16 protein-coding genes are annotated in these 17,615 nt (G+C 46.5%); 15 read left to right on the forward strand and 1 reads right to left on the reverse strand.

Annotated features, from left to right (window positions below; all coding sequences use genetic code 11):
• The first annotated feature begins 16 nt into the window (after positions 1-16).
• The 12 genes from J2X14_RS10800 (at position 17) to cheW (ending at position 13,223) form a co-directional block, all read left to right on the forward strand.
• Positions 17-1,078, forward strand: a complete 1,062-nt coding sequence (locus J2X14_RS10800) for a flagellar basal body P-ring protein FlgI (RefSeq protein WP_352411545.1) — start codon at positions 17-19, stop codon at positions 1,076-1,078.
• Entirely contained in the window at positions 1,078-2,004 is a 927-nt protein-coding gene (gene flgJ / locus J2X14_RS10805) for a flagellar assembly peptidoglycan hydrolase FlgJ (RefSeq protein WP_352411219.1), read from the forward strand. The genes J2X14_RS10800 and flgJ overlap by 1 nt, the downstream gene beginning before the upstream one ends.
• Before the next feature lie 103 nt (positions 2,005-2,107).
• Positions 2,108-3,751 carry a flagellar hook-associated protein FlgK gene (gene flgK / locus J2X14_RS10810; protein ID WP_352411220.1) on the forward strand — a complete coding sequence of 548 codons (1,644 nt, stop codon included), beginning with the start codon at positions 2,108-2,110 and terminating at the stop codon, positions 3,749-3,751.
• Between the two features lie 50 nt (positions 3,752-3,801).
• Positions 3,802-4,725, forward strand: coding sequence for a flagellar hook-associated protein FlgL (gene flgL / locus J2X14_RS10815; RefSeq protein ID WP_352411221.1), 924 nt, complete (start codon positions 3,802-3,804; stop codon positions 4,723-4,725).
• A gap of 77 nt (positions 4,726-4,802) precedes the next feature.
• Entirely contained in the window at positions 4,803-6,467 is a 1,665-nt protein-coding gene (locus J2X14_RS10820; RefSeq protein ID WP_352411222.1) for a methyl-accepting chemotaxis protein, read from the forward strand.
• 168 nt (positions 6,468-6,635) lie between these two features.
• On the forward strand, positions 6,636-7,358 hold the full coding sequence (locus tag J2X14_RS10825) for an RNA polymerase sigma factor FliA (protein WP_352411223.1): 723 nt from the start codon (positions 6,636-6,638) through the stop codon (positions 7,356-7,358).
• Positions 7,359-7,861: 503 nt separating this feature from the next.
• Positions 7,862-8,209, forward strand: coding sequence for a flagellar transcriptional regulator FlhD (gene flhD, locus J2X14_RS10830; protein ID WP_352411546.1), 348 nt, complete (start codon positions 7,862-7,864; stop codon positions 8,207-8,209).
• Between the two features lie 14 nt (positions 8,210-8,223).
• The gene (gene flhC, locus J2X14_RS10835) at positions 8,224-8,760 is read left to right on the forward strand and encodes a flagellar transcriptional regulator FlhC (protein ID WP_352411224.1); all 537 of its coding nucleotides are present in this window, start codon (positions 8,224-8,226) and stop codon (positions 8,758-8,760) included.
• Positions 8,761-8,902: 142 nt separating this feature from the next.
• Positions 8,903-9,790 (forward strand): flagellar motor stator protein MotA, encoded by an 888-nt coding sequence (motA, locus tag J2X14_RS10840; protein WP_352411225.1) that lies wholly within the window; start codon positions 8,903-8,905, stop codon positions 9,788-9,790.
• The gene (gene motB / locus J2X14_RS10845; RefSeq protein ID WP_352411226.1) at positions 9,787-10,710 is read left to right on the forward strand and encodes a flagellar motor protein MotB; all 924 of its coding nucleotides are present in this window, start codon (positions 9,787-9,789) and stop codon (positions 10,708-10,710) included. Before motA ends, motB begins: the two co-directional genes overlap by 4 nt.
• Before the next feature lie 21 nt (positions 10,711-10,731).
• Positions 10,732-12,708 carry a chemotaxis protein CheA gene (gene cheA / locus J2X14_RS10850; protein ID WP_352411227.1) on the forward strand — a complete coding sequence of 659 codons (1,977 nt, stop codon included), beginning with the start codon at positions 10,732-10,734 and terminating at the stop codon, positions 12,706-12,708.
• 11 nt (positions 12,709-12,719) lie between these two features.
• The gene (gene cheW, locus J2X14_RS10855; RefSeq protein WP_352411228.1) at positions 12,720-13,223 is read left to right on the forward strand and encodes a chemotaxis protein CheW; all 504 of its coding nucleotides are present in this window, start codon (positions 12,720-12,722) and stop codon (positions 13,221-13,223) included.
• Positions 13,224-13,742: 519 nt separating this feature from the next.
• Here the strand turns inward: cheW and J2X14_RS10860 are convergent.
• On the reverse strand, positions 13,743-14,852 hold the full coding sequence (locus J2X14_RS10860) for a FliC/FljB family flagellin (RefSeq protein ID WP_352411229.1): 1,110 nt from the start codon (positions 14,850-14,852) through the stop codon (positions 13,743-13,745).
• Between the two features lie 472 nt (positions 14,853-15,324).
• Here J2X14_RS10860 and fliD point away from each other — a divergent pair, with 472 nt between their 5' ends.
• The 3 genes from fliD to J2X14_RS10875 are packed head-to-tail and all read left to right on the forward strand — an operon-like array spanning position 15,325 to position 17,606.
• On the forward strand, positions 15,325-16,809 hold the full coding sequence (fliD, locus tag J2X14_RS10865; RefSeq protein ID WP_352411230.1) for a flagellar filament capping protein FliD: 1,485 nt from the start codon (positions 15,325-15,327) through the stop codon (positions 16,807-16,809).
• A gap of 58 nt (positions 16,810-16,867) precedes the next feature.
• Positions 16,868-17,254, forward strand: a complete 387-nt coding sequence (gene fliS / locus J2X14_RS10870) for a flagellar export chaperone FliS (protein ID WP_352411231.1) — start codon at positions 16,868-16,870, stop codon at positions 17,252-17,254.
• 13 nt (positions 17,255-17,267) lie between these two features.
• Positions 17,268-17,606: a flagellar protein FliT gene (locus J2X14_RS10875; RefSeq protein WP_352411232.1), complete on the forward strand. Its 339-nt coding sequence runs from the start codon at positions 17,268-17,270 to the stop codon at positions 17,604-17,606.
• Positions 17,607-17,615 lie beyond the last annotated feature (9 nt).

Consider the following 17,615-nt stretch of genomic DNA (forward strand, 5'->3'; position numbering starts at 1 on the left):
CAGCCTGGCCCTGCTGATGATGCCGTCCGGCTATGCTGAGCGAATTCGGGATTTAACTACGCTACAGGGCGTACGCAGCAATTCATTGCTTGGCTATGGTCTGGTTGTCGGGCTGGATGGCACCGGCGACCAGACCATGCAAACGCCGTTTACCACGCAGAGCCTTAACAACATGCTGTCACAGTTGGGCATTACCGTGCCAAGCGGCACCAATATGCAGCTGAAGAATGTGGCGGCGGTAATGGTTACTGCGGATCTGCCGCCGTTTGCCCGCGCCGGTGAAAAAATCGACGTGGTCGTTTCCTCGATGGGTAACGCAAAAAGCTTACGTGGCGGCACCTTGCTGATGACGCCGTTGAAAGGCGTCGATAACCAGATTTATGCGCTGGCTCAGGGCAACCTGTTGGTTTCCGGCGCGGGGGCGCAAGGCGGCGGTAGCCAGGTACAGGTTAACCAGCTCAACGGCGCGCGTATCAGCGATGGCGCAACTGTTGAGCGTGAAGTGCCAACGCAATTTGGTCTGGAAAATGTGCTAAGGCTGCAGCTCAAAGAAGATGATTTTACGCTGGCCCAGCGTATCAGCGATGAAATCAACCATCGCTACGGCGGGGGAATTGCGATGGCAGAAAACGCGCGCGTCATCAAGCTGTTCGCGCCCAAAGACGCCGCAGAGAAAGTCCGCTTTATCTCACGCATTCAAAACCTTTCCGTAAAAACCGGTCCCCGCGAAGCACGGATTGTGGTTAATTCACGCACCGGCTCTGTCGTGATCAATCGTCACGTTACGCTTGAAGCCTGCGCCGTCGCGCAGGGCGATTTGACGGTAGAAATAGCCAACAATAATCAGGTCAGCCAGCCGGATACGCCACTGGCCGGAGGCGAAACAGTTGTGGTGCCGAATACACAAGTTTCACTGCGTGAGCAGAGCGGCGCGTTGCAGAAAGTTAATACCAGTGCCGACCTGAACGCGGTAATTCGCGCGTTAAACGGACTGGGCGCTACGCCAAACGATCTGATGTCGATTCTGCAGGCGATGAAAAGCGCGGGTTGCCTGCGCGCACAGCTGGAGATTAACTGATGAAAAGCAGCTCTTTTATTCAGGGAGCCGCTTTTGACGCGGGCTCTCTGAACACCTTAAAACGACTGGCGAAACAGGATGCGCAGCGCGGCTTACAGGGCGCAGCACAGCAGATGGAAGGGTTGTTCGTTCAGATGATGCTGAAGAGTATGCGTGCGGCCAGCTTTAAAGACGGGTTGTTTAACTCGCAGCAGTCAGAGATGTTTACCGCCATGTATGACCAGCAGCTGGCGCAGGATATGGCGGCGCAGGGGAAATTAGGGCTGGCCGACGCTATGGTACAGCAGCTGGGCGGTGCCCCAACGGCTGCCACGGGCGGAACGCCGTCCACCTTTTCTTCACGTCAGCTTCCCACCGGTCGCATCGCCTTTCCGGCACCGTCGGCAACCATGGCCATTGCAGGCAAGCAACCACAACCGCTCGCATCGGGAGGCGGATTTGTTTCACGCCTGTTAGCGCCTGCGGTAGAGGTTTCACGTCAAACGGGGATTCCGCATCAATTAATCATTGCACAGGCCGCGCTTGAGTCGGGATGGGGGGAAAAAGAAATACGGCAGGAAAATGGCCAGCCAAGTTATAACCTGTTTGGTGTGAAAGCGACGCCGGGCTGGAAGGGTGAAACAGCGGAAATAACCACAACAGAATATATCAACGGTGTGGCGAAAAAAGTAAAAGCGGCGTTTCGTGTTTATCAATCTTATAGTGATGCGCTAAAGGATTATGGCGAGACGCTGGTAAACAATTCACGCTATCAAAATGTGATATCAGCGAAAACGCCGGAACAGGCGGCAAAAGCGTTGCAAGATGGCGGCTATGCAACCGATCCACAATATGCGAAAAAATTGATCGGTATCATGCAACAAATTAAAAATAACCTTACACAAGCGGCAAGCGCTTACAAAGTTGATCTGTCGTCAATATTTTAGCGACAGTAATTTTAGTTAATTTAATTCACGCCGATAGATATATAAGGCTCTATTTATTCTGTTTTTTCTCAGAAATTTCACACATATAGAAAACGGGTGATTTATGAATCTTATGCATCTGGCACAAAGCGGTTTGAGTGCTGCCCAGGCATCATTAAATGTTGTAGGCAACAACATTAACAACCTTTATACGGTGGGCTATAGCCGCCAAAGTATTGTTCTGGGGGAAGCCGGTGGTAAAACAACGAGCTACGGTTTTTTTGGTTATGGTGTACAGGTAAATGATGTAAACCGCGCCTATGACGCTTTTATTAATAATCAGTTGCGCAGTGCGCAGACTACCTATAGCGGTCTCGACAGCCGCTATGAACAGCTCAAGCAGATCGACGATATGCTGGGCGACAACAGTAATAATGTTTCCTCTTCACTGAATAATATTTTTGGCGCGCTGGAAAAAATAAGCAGCGATCCAGTGAGCATGGCTGCCAGACAGGAAGCGATGTCGCAATTTAAATCGACCGCTTATCAGTTCCAAACCAGCGCCCGTACGCTTAGCGGACTGGAAAAGAGCACGAATACCCAAATTAAGCAGGCTGTAAATGATATTAACGCCTGTACCGCAGAGCTGGCTACGGTTAATGCGGCGCTCTATAAAACCCATGCACAGACCGGTGGCAAACCTGCAGACCTGCTTGATCAGCGCGATCTTTTGTTGAATAAGTTAAGCAGCCTGGTGGGCATCAAAGTCGATGAGAACCAGCTCACGGGTGAAGTTAATGTGGCCCTTTCCAATGGCCTGCCGTTAGTAAGAAACGATCGTACCTGTCTGTTCGAAGCCAGGCCCTCTGCAGCCAATCCGGCGCAATTAGAAGTGGCCTATACCGATGCTTCCGGCAATGCCATCAAGCTGGATGAAGAGAAAATAAGCAGCGGGAAACTGGGGGGACTGTTTAAATTCCGTAATGAAGATCTGGCCAATGCGCGCGATCAATTAAATGAACTTGCGTTAAAGATGGCCCATCGTTTTAACGAAGCGAATAAAGCTGGTTTCGATATTGATGGTGCGGCTGGTGGAGATATTTTTACTATTGCCGATCCGGTAGCATTAGTAAATCGTAATAACCGGGGAAATGCTACGCTCGATATTAGTTTTGATGACATTCCCGCAGTTAAACCACAGGATTATACCGTGGTTTACAAAGGCCCGGGGGCTAATGACTGGTTAATCAGTGATAGCAGTGGTAAACAGGTTACGCCAACTATCGGTGCACAGGGTGAGCTCACTTTTGATGGTATAACTATTCAGCCACAGGGAACGCCTGAAGTAGACGATAGTTTTGTTTTTAATCCTGCTGGCGGTGTAGCTGAAAATATTGCTGTAGCCATTAATCATGGCGATAAAATAGCTGCATCCAGTTCAGATGATGTCGATGAAGAAAGTAATAACGAAAATATCAAAGATATGATCGCTATTAAAAATGAAACGTTGATTGGTAAGGCGACATTAACCGAAGCCTATGCCAGCCTGGTCAGCTCTGTAGGTTCATCATTTAATTCGTTAAAAGGCGATAGAGCAATTGCAGGAAATGTTCAGAAACAGGCAGTTATACAATATCAGGATGTGGCTGGCGTTAATGAAGAAAAAGAAATCGTTTATATGCAGATGTATACTAAATATTACCAGGCTAATGCCCAAGTATTACAAACTGCGACCACTATTTTTGATGTAATTTTAAGCATTCGCTAATCAATTCACTTTAAGCCAGCAGGGACAATAAACATAACGAAGGAAAAAATATGAACTATAGCTCACTTTATAGGTTTCAAGCGCAGATTGACTATATGTCGGGCGGTAACACCAGGTATTTCGATATTTCTAACCGGCTGTCGAGTGGTCAAACATTATTAACGCCTTCAGATGACCCTGCTGGCGCATCTCAGGCTATTATTTACCAAAATTCGTTGGCGAAAATAGAACAATATGAAACCGCTCGCCAATATGCACAGGATACCCTGGGGCAACAAGATGAAGTCTTGAGTTCAATCAGCTCGCTGTTAACAAAAAATTTGTCAGAAAAAATTGTTGCTGGTGGTAACGGGACTTATTCTGCAGAAGATCGGGCTGCGCTGGCGAAAGAACTGGAAGGCATTCGTAATAATCTTATGGATCTTGCCAACAGCCGCAACAGTAACGGTCGCTATATTTTTGCAGGTTATAACACAGGTAGCCAGCCTTTCGCTAAAGATGGCACTTATCTGGGAGGTAAAACGCCGATTGTGCAATTGGTTGCAGATAGCACGGAAATGCAGGTAAGTCATACCGGAAGTGACGTGTTTATGTCCGGCACACCGGACGATTTCTTTGCTGCACTTGATAGCGCAATTGATGCCCTAAAAGTTCCGATAACGGATGATGCAGGGCGTATAGCGCTGCAGGAGACGTTGGATAAAGCGAATGTTTCCATTAAAAAGAACATCGATAATCTGGGGAGAGTACAGGCGACGGTAGGGACAAATCTTCAGCAGTTGGAAATACTGGGTTCCAGTTCCGATAATAATAAAGTAAAAGTTATAAGTAGCCTACAGAAAACGTTAGGCTCTGATCAGGATAGCTTGACCAACCTGATTACGCAGTCAAAAATGACTGAGTTTGCTCTGAGCGCCTCTTTAATGGTATTTCAGTCGATGCAGAAAATGTCAATTTTTAATATGCTTAAGTAATTTCTTAATAAACTAAAAAATGGCATGGCTGCTGTTTTTATAAATGTCGACGCAGGCGGAATGATTAAGGAGAATCAATGCTCAATAATTTAAAGATCACTACTGGGATTCATATTGCTATATTTAGTTTGGTTTTTCTGCTATTGAGCATTGTGGGTTTTGGTTATTACAGCGCATCGACATCAAGCAAGCAGTTTTCACAATTTATGCAGGCCAGTGAGAGTTTTATTATTCTCGGTGATGCTACAGACGAAATGCATAATCTGTTAGGGAAAATCTATACGGTATCTCTGTCAACCATTAAAGAGGGCAAGTCATCTTCACAGCAGCTGGGCGAAGCTCGTCAAACACTCACCCAGACGCAGGCAAAATTAAACCGTTTTTTTGCGTTGCCGCATGAAGCCAATGAAACAGAAATCGTTAATAAAATCAGACAGCATGCTGATACCCTAACCGGGCTGCTTTCATCCCAACTGGGAAATACCTATCAGGCCGGTGGTAAAGCTGTACTTGATATCAATAAAATTACTGCGGCTCGCAACCTTTTTGAAAATGAAGTAAAAAAGTATCACTTAAACTTCAATGCCTTGATTAATAAAATAGAGCTTGAAGCGGCCTATAACAATGAGCGTTTCAATGTATTGGCCATCGGCATCGGACTATTTGCGCTGGGACTGGTGATTTTTACGCACCTGTGGCTTAAACGCGAACTGTTCTATCGCCTGGATGCAACAGTAAAAACCTTCCAGATTATGTCGACAGGCAAGCTGGATGAAGAGATCCCAGCCGGTAAAATAAATGAAGTCGGCTTAATGTTTCTTGAGCTGGAGAAGCTACGTCAGTGGGTAACCATGACTGTGTCTTCTATTCGTAACGGCGTAAGCCGCATTAATGCCTCAGCGCGAGAAATTGTTAGCGGCAACAATGAACTCTCCTCCCGTACTGAAGAACAAGCCTCCGCTTTACAGCAGACCGCAGCCAGCATGGAAGAGCTGAAAATTACCGTGCGACAAAATGCGGATAATGCGCATACGGCGCGCCAACTGGCTGAAAGTGCTAGCGGTAGTGCACGCAACGGCGGTGAGGTGATGGTCAGCCTTAATGAGATTATGCAGAGAATCATTGAAAGCTCGCGCCAGATTGGTGATATCAACAGCGTTATCGACAATATCGCCAATCAAACTAACATCCTGGCGCTGAATGCCGCGGTAGAAGCGGCACGAGCTGGCGAGCAAGGACGGGGATTCGCCGTGGTGGCGGGCGAAGTGCGCAACCTGGCGAAACGAAGCGCTGAAGCGGCAAAAGAGATTCGTTCACTGATCAATACCTGCGTGACTGATATGAATGCTGGTTCGCAAGAAGTTGAGCAGGCGGGAACGGCAATGCAGCAAATTATTCAGTCGGTTTCTCAGGTAACGGACATCATGGCGGAGATTGCTTCTGCCTCTGATGAACAGAGCGCGGGCATTAATCAGATAGCTCAGGCGGTGAACGAGCTGGATTTGGTTACCCAACAGAATGCCACCATGGTTGAACAGGCAGCAGCGGCGGCTATCAGTATGGAAGAGCATGCCGGGCAGTTGGGAAATATGGTGGCGCATATCAAACTTAAAGATGAAACACATTATACGGTTCCAGAACATCAACCGCTCCTAAGCCCGGCGGCGTTACTACCTGAAAAAACCCGCAAAAGTAGTGAGCTGGATCACACTAATCCGGTAGATGAGTGGGAAAGCTTTTAATTTATTTTGCGTTAAACGGCGTGAGTCGTGCAATTGCCCAATAAATGGCGCTAGCTCTGCTTTCATCGATGGAATTAGCGAAATTAGCGAAGCCTTTTTGCGCTATATATAGCCTGAGCAATGAAAGACAATTAAACTATTGCTTATGACGGGATGGACAATGTCATTGTGAATGAATTATATGCCTCCGATGGTATGGTTGATAAAAATGCCTTATGGAAAAAGTATGCTTTCCTGGTGCGACATGAAGCGCTTAGGTTGCAGGTTCGTTTACCAACTTGCGTTGAGCTGGATGATTTGATTCAGGCGGGCGCGATTGCTCTTCTTAACGCCATCGATCATTTTGATCCCAAAAAGGGTATTGTTTTTAGCACTTATATTACACAACGTATACGTTGGGCTTTAATTGATGAACTACGGGAGCGTGATTGGGTACCGCGTCGTATTCGCAGTAATGCCCGGGAAATTTCCGCGGTTATTCATCGCATTGAACAGGCAACGGGGAAGGCCGCTAAAGAAGCGGAGATTGCCGCTGAGATGAATATTACCCTTAATGATTACAGGCAAATGCTGGTCGATACTAATACCAGCCAGATCTGTTCACTCGATGAATTGCAGGAAGAGCTGGCAGACAGGTTTGAACAGCCTGATATACAACATGAAAAATTGAACCCGCTCAATAAGATAACTCAGCAAAAGTTACTTACGAAGATTGCGGATGAAATTAAGATGTTACCAGAAAGGGAGCAGGTATTATTGAACCTTTACTACCAGCAAGAGTTAAACATGAAAGAAATCGGTGAAATTTTGGGAATAACGGAAACGCGGGTAAGCCAACTGCACAGCCAGGGAATTAAAAGAATACGCGCACGTTTAAAACTATTGGATTAATTGTTAAATTAAATAAGCAAATTAGAGAGTTTAATTCCGTTTTTTAAGCTAGCAGTAACATTTTTAAATTTTCATTATGAATGATTCTTTTAAATTAATTCGCTAATGCGAGATCATGATCACTTTATCGCATTGATTGTCATTAAAAGTATCGGCATAAATAAATATAGGTTAAAAAGTCCTTGAAAAAGATTGGTTGATTAATGATAATCAGGTTCCAAATAGGAATTGTCTTGAAAATGCCAACATCAGGGAAATAGTCTGTCGGATGCCAGGTGCCAAGAAATAGCCTGCCGACTGCTAAGAAAGCAGCGAAATTTTCATGCTCATCTTTTGATTTAATTAGTAGTTACTTGCCTGATTTAGCCAGATGCGCAAACCATTTTTGTAATGGTATTTGCGCAACATAGTAAGTGGACATTCCATATTGTTTGGCCTCCATTCTTGCCAATATTTAAAATATTGGCAAGGTTATTAACATGAAACCAATGTGGAATATAAATATGCACAACTCCGATACTAACGATCAGCTTCAATCCATACATGATCTGAACCTTACTTATCTGGTTTTGGCGCAAAGGCTTATCCGTGAAGATAAGTTTGCCGCGGGGTTTCGTCTGGGGTTAGACGGTACCATCCTTGATACCCTCAGCGAACTGACTCTGCCACAACTTATCAAGATGGCGTCAACCAGCCAACTGATATGCCGTTTGCGCGTGGATGATAAAGAAATCATTGATTGCCTGACAAAGGCATCACGTATTGACGCCCTACAACAAATACATACTGGCATTATTCTATCAACGGAGTTGCTCAACTCACTTTCCGAGCAAAACCATTCTACTTGCTGACGGAGCTAGCAATCATGAGTGAAAAAAGTATCCTGGACGAAATCAAAGAAGTTCAGATGGCAATGGAGCTAATTACTTTTGGTGCCAGAATGCAGGTGCTGGAGAGTGAAATCAGCCTAAGCCGCAGGCGACTGCTAAGGCTTTACAAGGAACTGCGCGGATGCCCTCCACCAAAAGGCATGCTGCCTTTCTCAGCGGAATGGTTCATGTCATGGGAGCAGAATATCCACTCATCGATGTTTTATAATATCTATCTGTTTATTAAAAAAATTGAAAATTGCCGCCCTATTGAGGCGTTAATCAAAGCCTACCGTTTATATCTGGAGCAATGTCCGGTTAAACCAACGGAAAAACCGGTACTGGGTTTAACCCGCGCATGGACATTATTACGTTTTATTGAGTGCGGCATGATTGGACGTACGGAATGCATTGCCTGCCACGGCAGCTTTGTCATTACCCATGAACATGCGAAAGATCCCTTTACTTGTAGTTTGTGCAGTCCGCCTTCACGCGCGGCGAAAAAATGTGAGAGTTATGATATTGCTGGTTGACCAGCGTATTGCACTATAACGTTGATGGTAAGAACTGGGATCGTTAATAACGTATCTATAAATTCGGGTACGTTAACGCCTGAGACGTTATTCACTATTAATAAATATAAAGAAACAGGCGTGTTTATAAAAAGGAGACAACATGCTGGTTATTCTTGGTTATATCGTTGTATTTGCCACTGTTTTTGGTGGCTTTGTTTTATCGGGTGGTAATCTTGTTGCACTTTATCAACCTACTGAACTGCTAATTATCGGCGGAGCAGGCGTAGGCGCCTTTATTGTGGGGAATAACGGCAAAGCCATTTCTGCCACTATGAAAGCCTTTCCCCTGTTGTTTAAAGGTTCACAGTATAACAAAACTATCTATATGGAATTAATGGCGCTAATGTTCTTGTTGCTGTCAAAAGCAAGACAAAGCGGAATGATGGCGCTGGAAAATGATATCGAAGATCCGCAAAACAGTCAGCTTTTCGCTAACTATCCGCGCCTTATCGCCGACAAATTGCTCATGAATTTTTTAGTGGATTATTTGCGTTTGATGATTAGCGGCAATATGAGTCCGCATGAAGTTGAAGCTTTAATGGATGAGGAAATTGAAACCTGCGAGCATGAGCTCGAGGTTCCGGCTGGCAGCCTGAACTCAGTGGGTGATGCATTTCCCGCTTTCGGTATTGTTGCGGCCGTTATGGGGGTAGTTAATGCATTGGCTGCAGCCGACAGGCCCGCAGCTGAGCTGGGCGAACTGATCGCGCACGCTATGGTAGGAACCTTTTTAGGGATTTTGCTGGCTTACGGCTTTATTCTGCCATTGGCTACGCTTTTGCGTCAAAAAAGCAGCGAAAAAATCAAGATGATGCAATGCATCAAAGTCACATTACTTTCCAGCATGAGCGGCTATGCGCCACAGATAGCGATCGAATTTGGCCGTAAAATTCTTTATTCAACTGAACGTCCTACCTTTATTGAACTTGAAGAGCATGTGCGACAGGTTAAATCGAATTCAAATAGTAATTCGGAAGGCGCACCATGAGTAAAAATAAGCATCCCGTTATTATTGTCCGTAAACGGAAAAAACATGGTCATGGCCATCACGGCGGCTCATGGAAAATTGCCTACGCCGACTTTATGACAGCGATGATGGCGTTTTTTCTCGTTATGTGGCTGATTACCAGCACCACTCCGCAGCAGCGGCAGAGTATTGCAGAATATTTTCAAGTGCCTTTAAAGGTAGCGTTGTCACAGGGGAATCAGTCCAGCCTGAGTGAAAGCGTTATCCCGGGCGGCGGCAGCGATATAGTTCAGAAAGAAGGTGAGGTTAACCGTTCTACGCCGCGTGATAACGCAGATATCAAGCGGCTAAAAAGAGCGCGCGATCGGCTGACTAACATGATTCAAACCGACCCCCGGCTTAACAACTTTCAATCAAACCTGCGTATGCAACTTACTGAGAATGGGTTGCTGATTCAAATTATTGATAGCCAGGATCGGCCGATGTTTAAGCTGGGCAGCAAAGAGCTGGAAGGTTATCTGAAGGGTATTTTTGAAGCGCTGGTGCCGGTAATTAACCAGCTGCCTAATCGTATTAGTCTGACAGGGCATACTGATTCTATTCCCTATGTTCATGGCGATACGGGTTACAGTAACTGGGAACTGTCTGCCGATCGCGCTAATGCTTCGCGTCGTGCATTGATTGCCGCCGGGCTGGGATCGAATAAATTTTTGCGGGTGATAGGCACAGCGGATTCAATGGTGCTGGACAACGAAGCGCCTGATAGCCCCATTAATCGCCGTATTAGTATTCTGGTATTAAGCCAAAATAAAGAAAAATCACTGATAAGTGACGATAGTTTAATCGAGAATATTACTGGCCATGGAAATATCGAACAGATAAAAAATGAGCTGAAAATAACACCACAAACCAATGAAGGTGTCGCCGCGCTTGAGAATTAAAACAGGATAGGGTTAATCAATATGGATGTAAGCGATTTTTATCAGACTTTTTTTGATGAAGCCGATGAGCTGTTAGCAGATATGGAGAAATATCTGCTACAGCTTGATGTCGTTTCGCCTGACAAGGAAATGTTGGATGCCATTTTTCGCGCTGCGCATTCAATTAAAGGCGGTGCGGGGACGTTCGGTTTTAAAATTCTGCAAGAAACTACCCACCTAATGGAAAACCTGCTGGATGATGCTCGTTGCGGTGTGTTAGGGCTGACCAGCGACATCATTAATCTGTTTCTGGAGAGCAAGGATATTATGCAAGACCAGCTTGATGCCTATAAATCTTCTCAGGAACCAGATGAAGAAACCTTTAACTACATTTGCGAAGCGTTGCGACAAATCGCGCAGCAAAGTAAAGAGGGCGCTTCAGGTTCGGTAACGGCGCCCGTGTCCGCAACTTTACCCGCGGAACGCGCGTTTCTTAATATCACGCTGCTAAAAGTCAAAGAGGAAGAGGGGCGTTTGTTGGTCGACGAACTCTCTAATCTGGGTAAGGTTCTTGATCATCAGCAGCAAGACGATCGGCTAACGGTACAGCTGGAAACCACCGCCAGCGCCGATGAAATCGAGGCGGTGCTTTGCTTTATTATTGAAGCGGAGCAGGTTGTTATTACGGCAGGCAGCGAACCGGTTGAGGCTGCCAAATCTGCCGACAGCGCAACGTCGGGCAAAGCGCATGAAGCTGGTCCGGCTACGGCAGCAAAAAGCACGCCAGCCAGGCCTGCCACCCGTACACAGGCCGCAGAGTCCAATAGCATTCGCGTGGCGGTGGAAAAGGTTGATCAAATCATCAACCTCGTGGGCGAGCTAATTATTACCCAATCCATGTTGTCACAGCTTTCTACCAACTTAGAGCCCTCGGCAAATGATGTGCTAATCAACAGTATCGCCCAGCTGGAGCGCAACGCGCGCGATCTTCAGGAGTCGGTAATGTCGATTCGTATGATGCCGATGGAATATGTGTTTAGCCGTTTTCCACGTCTGGTGCATGATTTGGCTGGCAAACTGAACAAAGAGGTTGAGCTGACACTGATTGGCGGTTCTGCCGAGCTGGATAAAAGTCTGATTGAACGCATTATCGATCCGCTGACGCATTTAGTCCGTAACAGTCTTGATCACGGTATCGAAAGTGGTGAAGAACGCGTGGCGAAAGGTAAATCCGCCGTGGGCAACCTGACGCTTTCCGCTGAGCATCAGGGCGGGAACATTGTTATTGAAGTCAGCGATGATGGCGCAGGCCTTAACCGCGAGAAAATTCTGGCGCGTGCGCAGTCACAGGGCATGGCGATTAACGATAACATCAGTAATGAAGATGTCTGGATGCTGATTTTTGCCCCCGGCTTCTCCACCGCGGAAAAGGTGACGGATGTTTCCGGGCGCGGTGTTGGCATGGATGTGGTCAGACGTAATATTCAGGAAATGGGCGGCCACGTAGAAATCACCTCTGAGCAGAATAAAGGCTCAACGATCCGCATTATTTTGCCTTTAACCCTGGCGATACTGGATGGCATGTCGGTGCGGGTTGCCGATGAAACTTATGTGCTGCCGCTTGGCGCAGTGATGGAATCCCTGAAGCTGTCAGAGGATTCACTCTATCATATGGCAGGCGATGAGCTGATGTTGCAGGTGCGCGGTGAATACATTCCGCTGATTACGCTCCAGTACATATTTAACATGTCAGAAGCACCGGCAGATATAAATGACAGCGTGGCGGTGATTTTACAAAGCGCTGGCGAACGTTACGCCCTGATGGTCGATCAGCTCATTGGCCAGCATCAGGTGGTGGTTAAAAATCTTGAGCTTAACTATCGCAAAGTTCCTGGCATCTCTGCCGCAACCATTTTGGGAGACGGCAGCGTGGCGTTAATTCTTGATGTCGCTGCGCTGGCAAAACTGTGTAAATCCAGGCGTGTTGCGATGAAATCCGGGCAAACGCTCTCTGTTTAAGGACAAACAAAATGACGGCTTCCGCATCTGAAAAAAAAGCAGTAAATGATAATCATGGTAATGAATATCTGGTGTTCACGCTGGGTAATGAAGAGTACGGTATTGAGATACTAAAGGTGCAGGAGATCCGTGGCTGCGAACGCGTTACCCGCCTCGCTAATACGCCGGAATTTATTACCGGCGTGACTAACCTGCGCGGCGTTATTGTGCCGATCGTCGATTTACGTATCAAATTCGATCTGGCGGGCGTAGAGATTAATGAAAAAACGGTCGTCATTGTGCTGAGCCTGGCGCAGCGGGTGGTAGGCATTGTTGTGGATGGCGTTTCCGATGTACTGTCGCTGGATGCTGAAGAGATCAAACCGGCCCCCGATTTTTCCGTTACGCTCTCTACCGATTATCTGCTGGGCCTGGGTTCGGTTGATGAAAGAATGATTATCCTGGTAGATATTGAGAAATTGCTCACCAGCGAAGAGATGGAGCTGGTTGAGAAAACCGTTAACGAATCGCTATAAGGCTCCTCCCGGCGGCAACGGCAAGTAATATGCCGTTGCCGCTTTTTTATATCCTTTTGTGGCTCCTTTTTCTGACATCTTTGTTGCGCTCTTGCTCCCGCTTTGCCTGTATCTACTTCGCTCTCTAATCACCTTCGCCCTCTCTGCCCGCATCTACTTCGCGCTCTAACCGCCTTCGCCCTCTCTGCCCGCATACACTTTGCCCCCTAATCACCTTCGCTCTCTCTGCCCGCATACACTTCACACTCTAATCACCTTCGCTCTCTCTGCCCGCATACACTTCACACTCTAATCGCCTTCGCCCCTTCCCTCTGCCCGCTTCCGCTTTACTCACTACCCACTTTCGCTTTTTTATTGGCCCGCTTCTCCTGCAGTGCTGGCGCTTACCTGTAACCGTTGTACAAATTGAGCAGCCATTACCCGCAGCGAGGTGGTTAATGATAAGCACAAAAAACGCTCTGCCGGTAAGGGCAGAGCGTTAAAGCAAGCAACAAGACCGTTACGGTCGTTGTCTTATACTTAGCGCAGCAGAGACAGAACGTTCTGCGGAACCTGGTTAGCCTGAGCCAGTACGGTAGTACCCGCAGACTGCAGGATGTTTGCACGGCTCATGTTAGATACTTCATTTGCGAAGTCCGCGTCCAGGATACGTGAACGAGACTCAGACAGGTTGTTAACCGTGCTGTCCAGGTTGCTGATAACCGAAGCGAAACGGTTCTGGGCGGCACCCAGACCTGAACGCAAGTTATCAACCTGCTCCAGCGCTTTATCAACCGTTTTCAGCAGATCTTTACTTGGATCCTTGAAGTCGGTACCTTTCGCAACGGCTACGCTGGACACCTTCGTGGTCGCGTCTATGGTAACTGTCGGAGTCATTTCTGTAGAAACTTCAGTACCATCTTCTTTGGTACCTACAGCCCTGATAACGCCTTTGCCATCAATAAAGATATCGCCGGTACCTTTCGCGCCGAAGGCAGTTTCTTTCATCTTCGTGATGTCAGCTGCAGTCAGATCGTGCTCTTTAAGCGATGCGCCGGTACCGCTGCTGACGGTAGTGCCCACTTTCACTTTGTTACCTAAGTCCACGCGATCGGCAAACTTGTTAATGTCGAAATCATTCATTTTCAGCGTTTCGGCATTAATCTGCTTCAGGTCGAGGGTGATGGTTTCACGATCGTTAGAGCCAACCTGGATGGTCAGAGACTGATCAGTTTTCAGCACTTTCACGCCGTTGAAATCGGTTTGTTCAGAGATACGGTTGATCTCATCCAGACGCTCAGTGATTTCATCCTGAATTGACTGACGGTCAGAAACAGAGTTGGTGCCGTTGGAAGCCTGTACAGACAGACGACGAATGTTCTGCAGGTTGTCGTTGATTTCGTTCAGTGCGCCTTCAGTGGTCTGCGCCAGAGAAATACCGTCGTTAGCATTACGTGAAGCCTGAGTCAGACCGGTAATGTTAGAGGTAAAACGGTTGCTGATCGCCTGGCCTGCCGCATCATCTTTCGCACTGTTAATACGCTTACCAGAAGAAAGACGTTCAATAGCAGAACCCAGAGAGGTCTGTGATTTATTCAGATTATTTTGAGCCATCAAGCTCAGTGCGTTAGTATTAATAACCTGTGCCATGTTGTTCCCTCATATATAGGTTAATTACTTTATTGCAGCTGCTCTGCAATTTCTCGATGCGTTAACAAGCGCATATTACAAATATCGGCCTCAGAGAAAATCTCTAAAAAAATAATTCAATAAAATTTCGCGTTAGGTTAAATTTTAGCCAGGAAGGGTAATGCAATAAAGGAAAGGTTTTAAATAACGCGTTAATTTACACCTGTCGGCCAAAGCAGACAAAAGCCATCATTGTCGCCACGTTATAGGTGTTTAAATCTCACATAAAAGGTGAAATAATTTAGCCTTTTATAAGGCGATAAATAAAGTCGGGTAGTTGTTGTAATTTAAAGCGTTTCCTGTTCTTTGCATAGTAAATTCACTATGCTTATTTCGTTGAGAATACTTTTAAAAGAAAAAACTTATCTTCGAGCAGTTTAAACCGATAGCTAAAGAGAGCAGGTACAAATAATAATCCCTAAAGGAGTATGTAATGGCTTCAATAACTTCTCTCGGCGTTGGTTCCGGTATTGATACAGCTACTATGCTGGAGCAGATGAAAATCGCTCAACAGGGCCGCCTGACGCCCTATACTAATTTAAAAAGCGGTTACGAAAACAAAATTTCTGCCTGGGGAAAGATTTCCAGCGCGTTGGATACTTTGCATGGCAGCGTGAAAAAGCTTAAAAGCGAGGCGTTTAATACGCTGCAGGTGAGTGATAATAAAGCGTTTAAAGCCACGGCAACCGTCGCAGCCTCTGCTGATGTGCATGATGTTACTGTTGATAAAATGGCGGTTTCACACAAATTACGAACCGCTGGCAAAGCCGATGCCGACGAGCGTTTAGGCGAGACGACAGATTCAACCCGCACCATTACCATCACGCAAAAAAATGGCAAAGAAATTAGCGTCGAGTTAAAAGATGACGAAACCTCGCTCAACCAGATAGCGAAGGCGATCAACAAGCAGGATGGCAATGTTCGTGCTTCGGTGCAGCGTACCAACAGTGGCTATCAGCTGGTGTTAAGTTCGCGTTCGACCGGCAAAGAAAGTGAAATGTCAGTCAGCGTTAAAGGTGATGATAAGCTGGGCGCATTGCTGAATACCAAAGAAGGCGGACAGCGTGTTGATGCAGATAACAATGATGCCCTCATTCCCAATGAGCCGGGTGCCAGCGATGGCATGATTTCTGTGACCCAAGCCCAGGATGCAGAGCTGAAAGTGGATGGTATCCGTTATACCCGCGCCAGCAACAACATTACTGACATTATTGAAGGCGTGACCCTTAATTTGAAAGCCGTTTCTGAAAAAGGCGAATCAGAGCAGCTAACGTTAAGCGCCGATAACTCCACAATTAAAAGCACGGTGCAAGATTTTGTTAGTCAATACAATGCATTACTAAGATTAACTACCTCTTCCAGTAAGTATGTTCCGAACGAAACCTCTGGTCTGACCGATGAAACCGTAGCCAAACCTAATTCGGCCAACGGTGCTCTGATGGGCGATGGCACGCTGCGTGGCCTGGTGGGTGAACTGCGGACTGCCGTCAATGGTGTTTATGGCGAAAAAGACGCTGATTTCAACGCGCTGGCTTCTCTGGGTATCACCTTTGAGATGGGCACGGGCCAAATGACGCTGAATGAGAAAACGCTGGATGAAGCGATTGCCGATGCGCCTGAGCAAATCAGCATGATGTTCAAAGATCGCGGCGATAATAAGGGTCTGGCAACAACGCTCGATGATGTGATTACTAAATATGTAGGCGATAAAGAGAACAAGATTGACGGTGTGATTAAAGGTAACACCGATAGTCTGGATGAACAGGTTAAGCTGGTAAAAGAGCAGATAAGCAAAACGCAAAAACTGATCGATTCGCAGGTCGAGCGTTATCGCGTCGAATTCCAGAATCTGGACCTGACGATGTCAAAAATGAACAGCCTGAGCACTCAGCTGCTGGCAATGTTGACCAACAACTGATTCTCAGAAGCAGCCAAAATAAGCAGGCGTAGCCCTGCTTATCCCTATGGAGACAATCATGTACGCAAAGCAGGGAACCCACGCCTATGCGCAGGTCGATCTTCACAGCAAGGTGGCAGGCGCGACGCCGCATCAGCTGATTACCATGCTATTTGAGGGGGCGCACAGCGCTATCGTGCGTGCGAGCCTTTATTTTGAAAATGGCAATATTGCCAAGCGCGGCGAGATGATTTCAAAAGCGATTAACATTATTGATAACGGATTGCGTTCCGCGCTCGATTTTGACAAAGGGCAACAGATTGCCCTCGATCTCGATGCGCTATACCGTTATATGTCGCGCACGCTATTAAACGCTAATTTAAATAATGATTCCTCTCAGTTAGCCCATGTTGATGAGATATTAATGAATATCGCTGATACATGGAAAGAAATTGAAACACGTTAAAAACAGGCAGGTTATGACTACATTTCTTACTGAAGAGTACAATGAAATTTATAAATTGAACCAGACTATGCTGACTATGGCACAGCAGGGGGAGTGGGATAATTTTGTCATCATGACGGAGCGTTATATTATGAGCCTGCAAGCTGTGCTGGAGCAGGTGCCCGATACGCTCTCCACTGATGAGAAAGAGCAGTTTTATCGTTTATTAATTACATTACAAAGCAATGAAGAAGAGATAAATCGGGCGCTGGAAGGAAGAATGATTTTTTTAAGAAAAGAGATCTCTTCCCTGCATCAGAGTAATAAAGGCAACAAAGCATATCTCACACAAATTGGCTCGCCTTTTCAATAAGGCCGCCAC

It is taken from the genome of Mixta sp. BE291 (genome assembly GCF_031457955.1).
Classification (GTDB): domain Bacteria; phylum Pseudomonadota; class Gammaproteobacteria; order Enterobacterales; family Enterobacteriaceae; genus Mixta.

Coding starts and splice junctions, on each gene's coding strand:
- cheW (WP_352411228.1), top strand. CDS start 12,720: ATGACGGCTTCCGCATCTGAAAAAAAAGCAGTAAATGATAATCATGGT.
- J2X14_RS10820 (WP_352411222.1), top strand. CDS start 4,803: ATGCTCAATAATTTAAAGATCACTACTGGGATTCATATTGCTATATTT.
- flhD (WP_352411546.1), top strand. CDS start 7,862: ATGCACAACTCCGATACTAACGATCAGCTTCAATCCATACATGATCTG.
- flgL (WP_352411221.1), top strand. CDS start 3,802: ATGAACTATAGCTCACTTTATAGGTTTCAAGCGCAGATTGACTATATG.
- J2X14_RS10875 (WP_352411232.1), top strand. CDS start 17,268: ATGACTACATTTCTTACTGAAGAGTACAATGAAATTTATAAATTGAAC.
- J2X14_RS10860 (WP_352411229.1), bottom strand. CDS start 14,852: ATGGCACAGGTTATTAATACTAACGCACTGAGCTTGATGGCTCAAAAT.
- motB (WP_352411226.1), top strand. CDS start 9,787: ATGAGTAAAAATAAGCATCCCGTTATTATTGTCCGTAAACGGAAAAAA.
- J2X14_RS10800 (WP_352411545.1), top strand. CDS start 17: ATGATGCCGTCCGGCTATGCTGAGCGAATTCGGGATTTAACTACGCTA.
- flhC (WP_352411224.1), top strand. CDS start 8,224: ATGAGTGAAAAAAGTATCCTGGACGAAATCAAAGAAGTTCAGATGGCA.
- fliS (WP_352411231.1), top strand. CDS start 16,868: ATGTACGCAAAGCAGGGAACCCACGCCTATGCGCAGGTCGATCTTCAC.
- flgK (WP_352411220.1), top strand. CDS start 2,108: ATGAATCTTATGCATCTGGCACAAAGCGGTTTGAGTGCTGCCCAGGCA.
- motA (WP_352411225.1), top strand. CDS start 8,903: ATGCTGGTTATTCTTGGTTATATCGTTGTATTTGCCACTGTTTTTGGT.
- cheA (WP_352411227.1), top strand. CDS start 10,732: ATGGATGTAAGCGATTTTTATCAGACTTTTTTTGATGAAGCCGATGAG.
- fliD (WP_352411230.1), top strand. CDS start 15,325: ATGGCTTCAATAACTTCTCTCGGCGTTGGTTCCGGTATTGATACAGCT.
- flgJ (WP_352411219.1), top strand. CDS start 1,078: ATGAAAAGCAGCTCTTTTATTCAGGGAGCCGCTTTTGACGCGGGCTCT.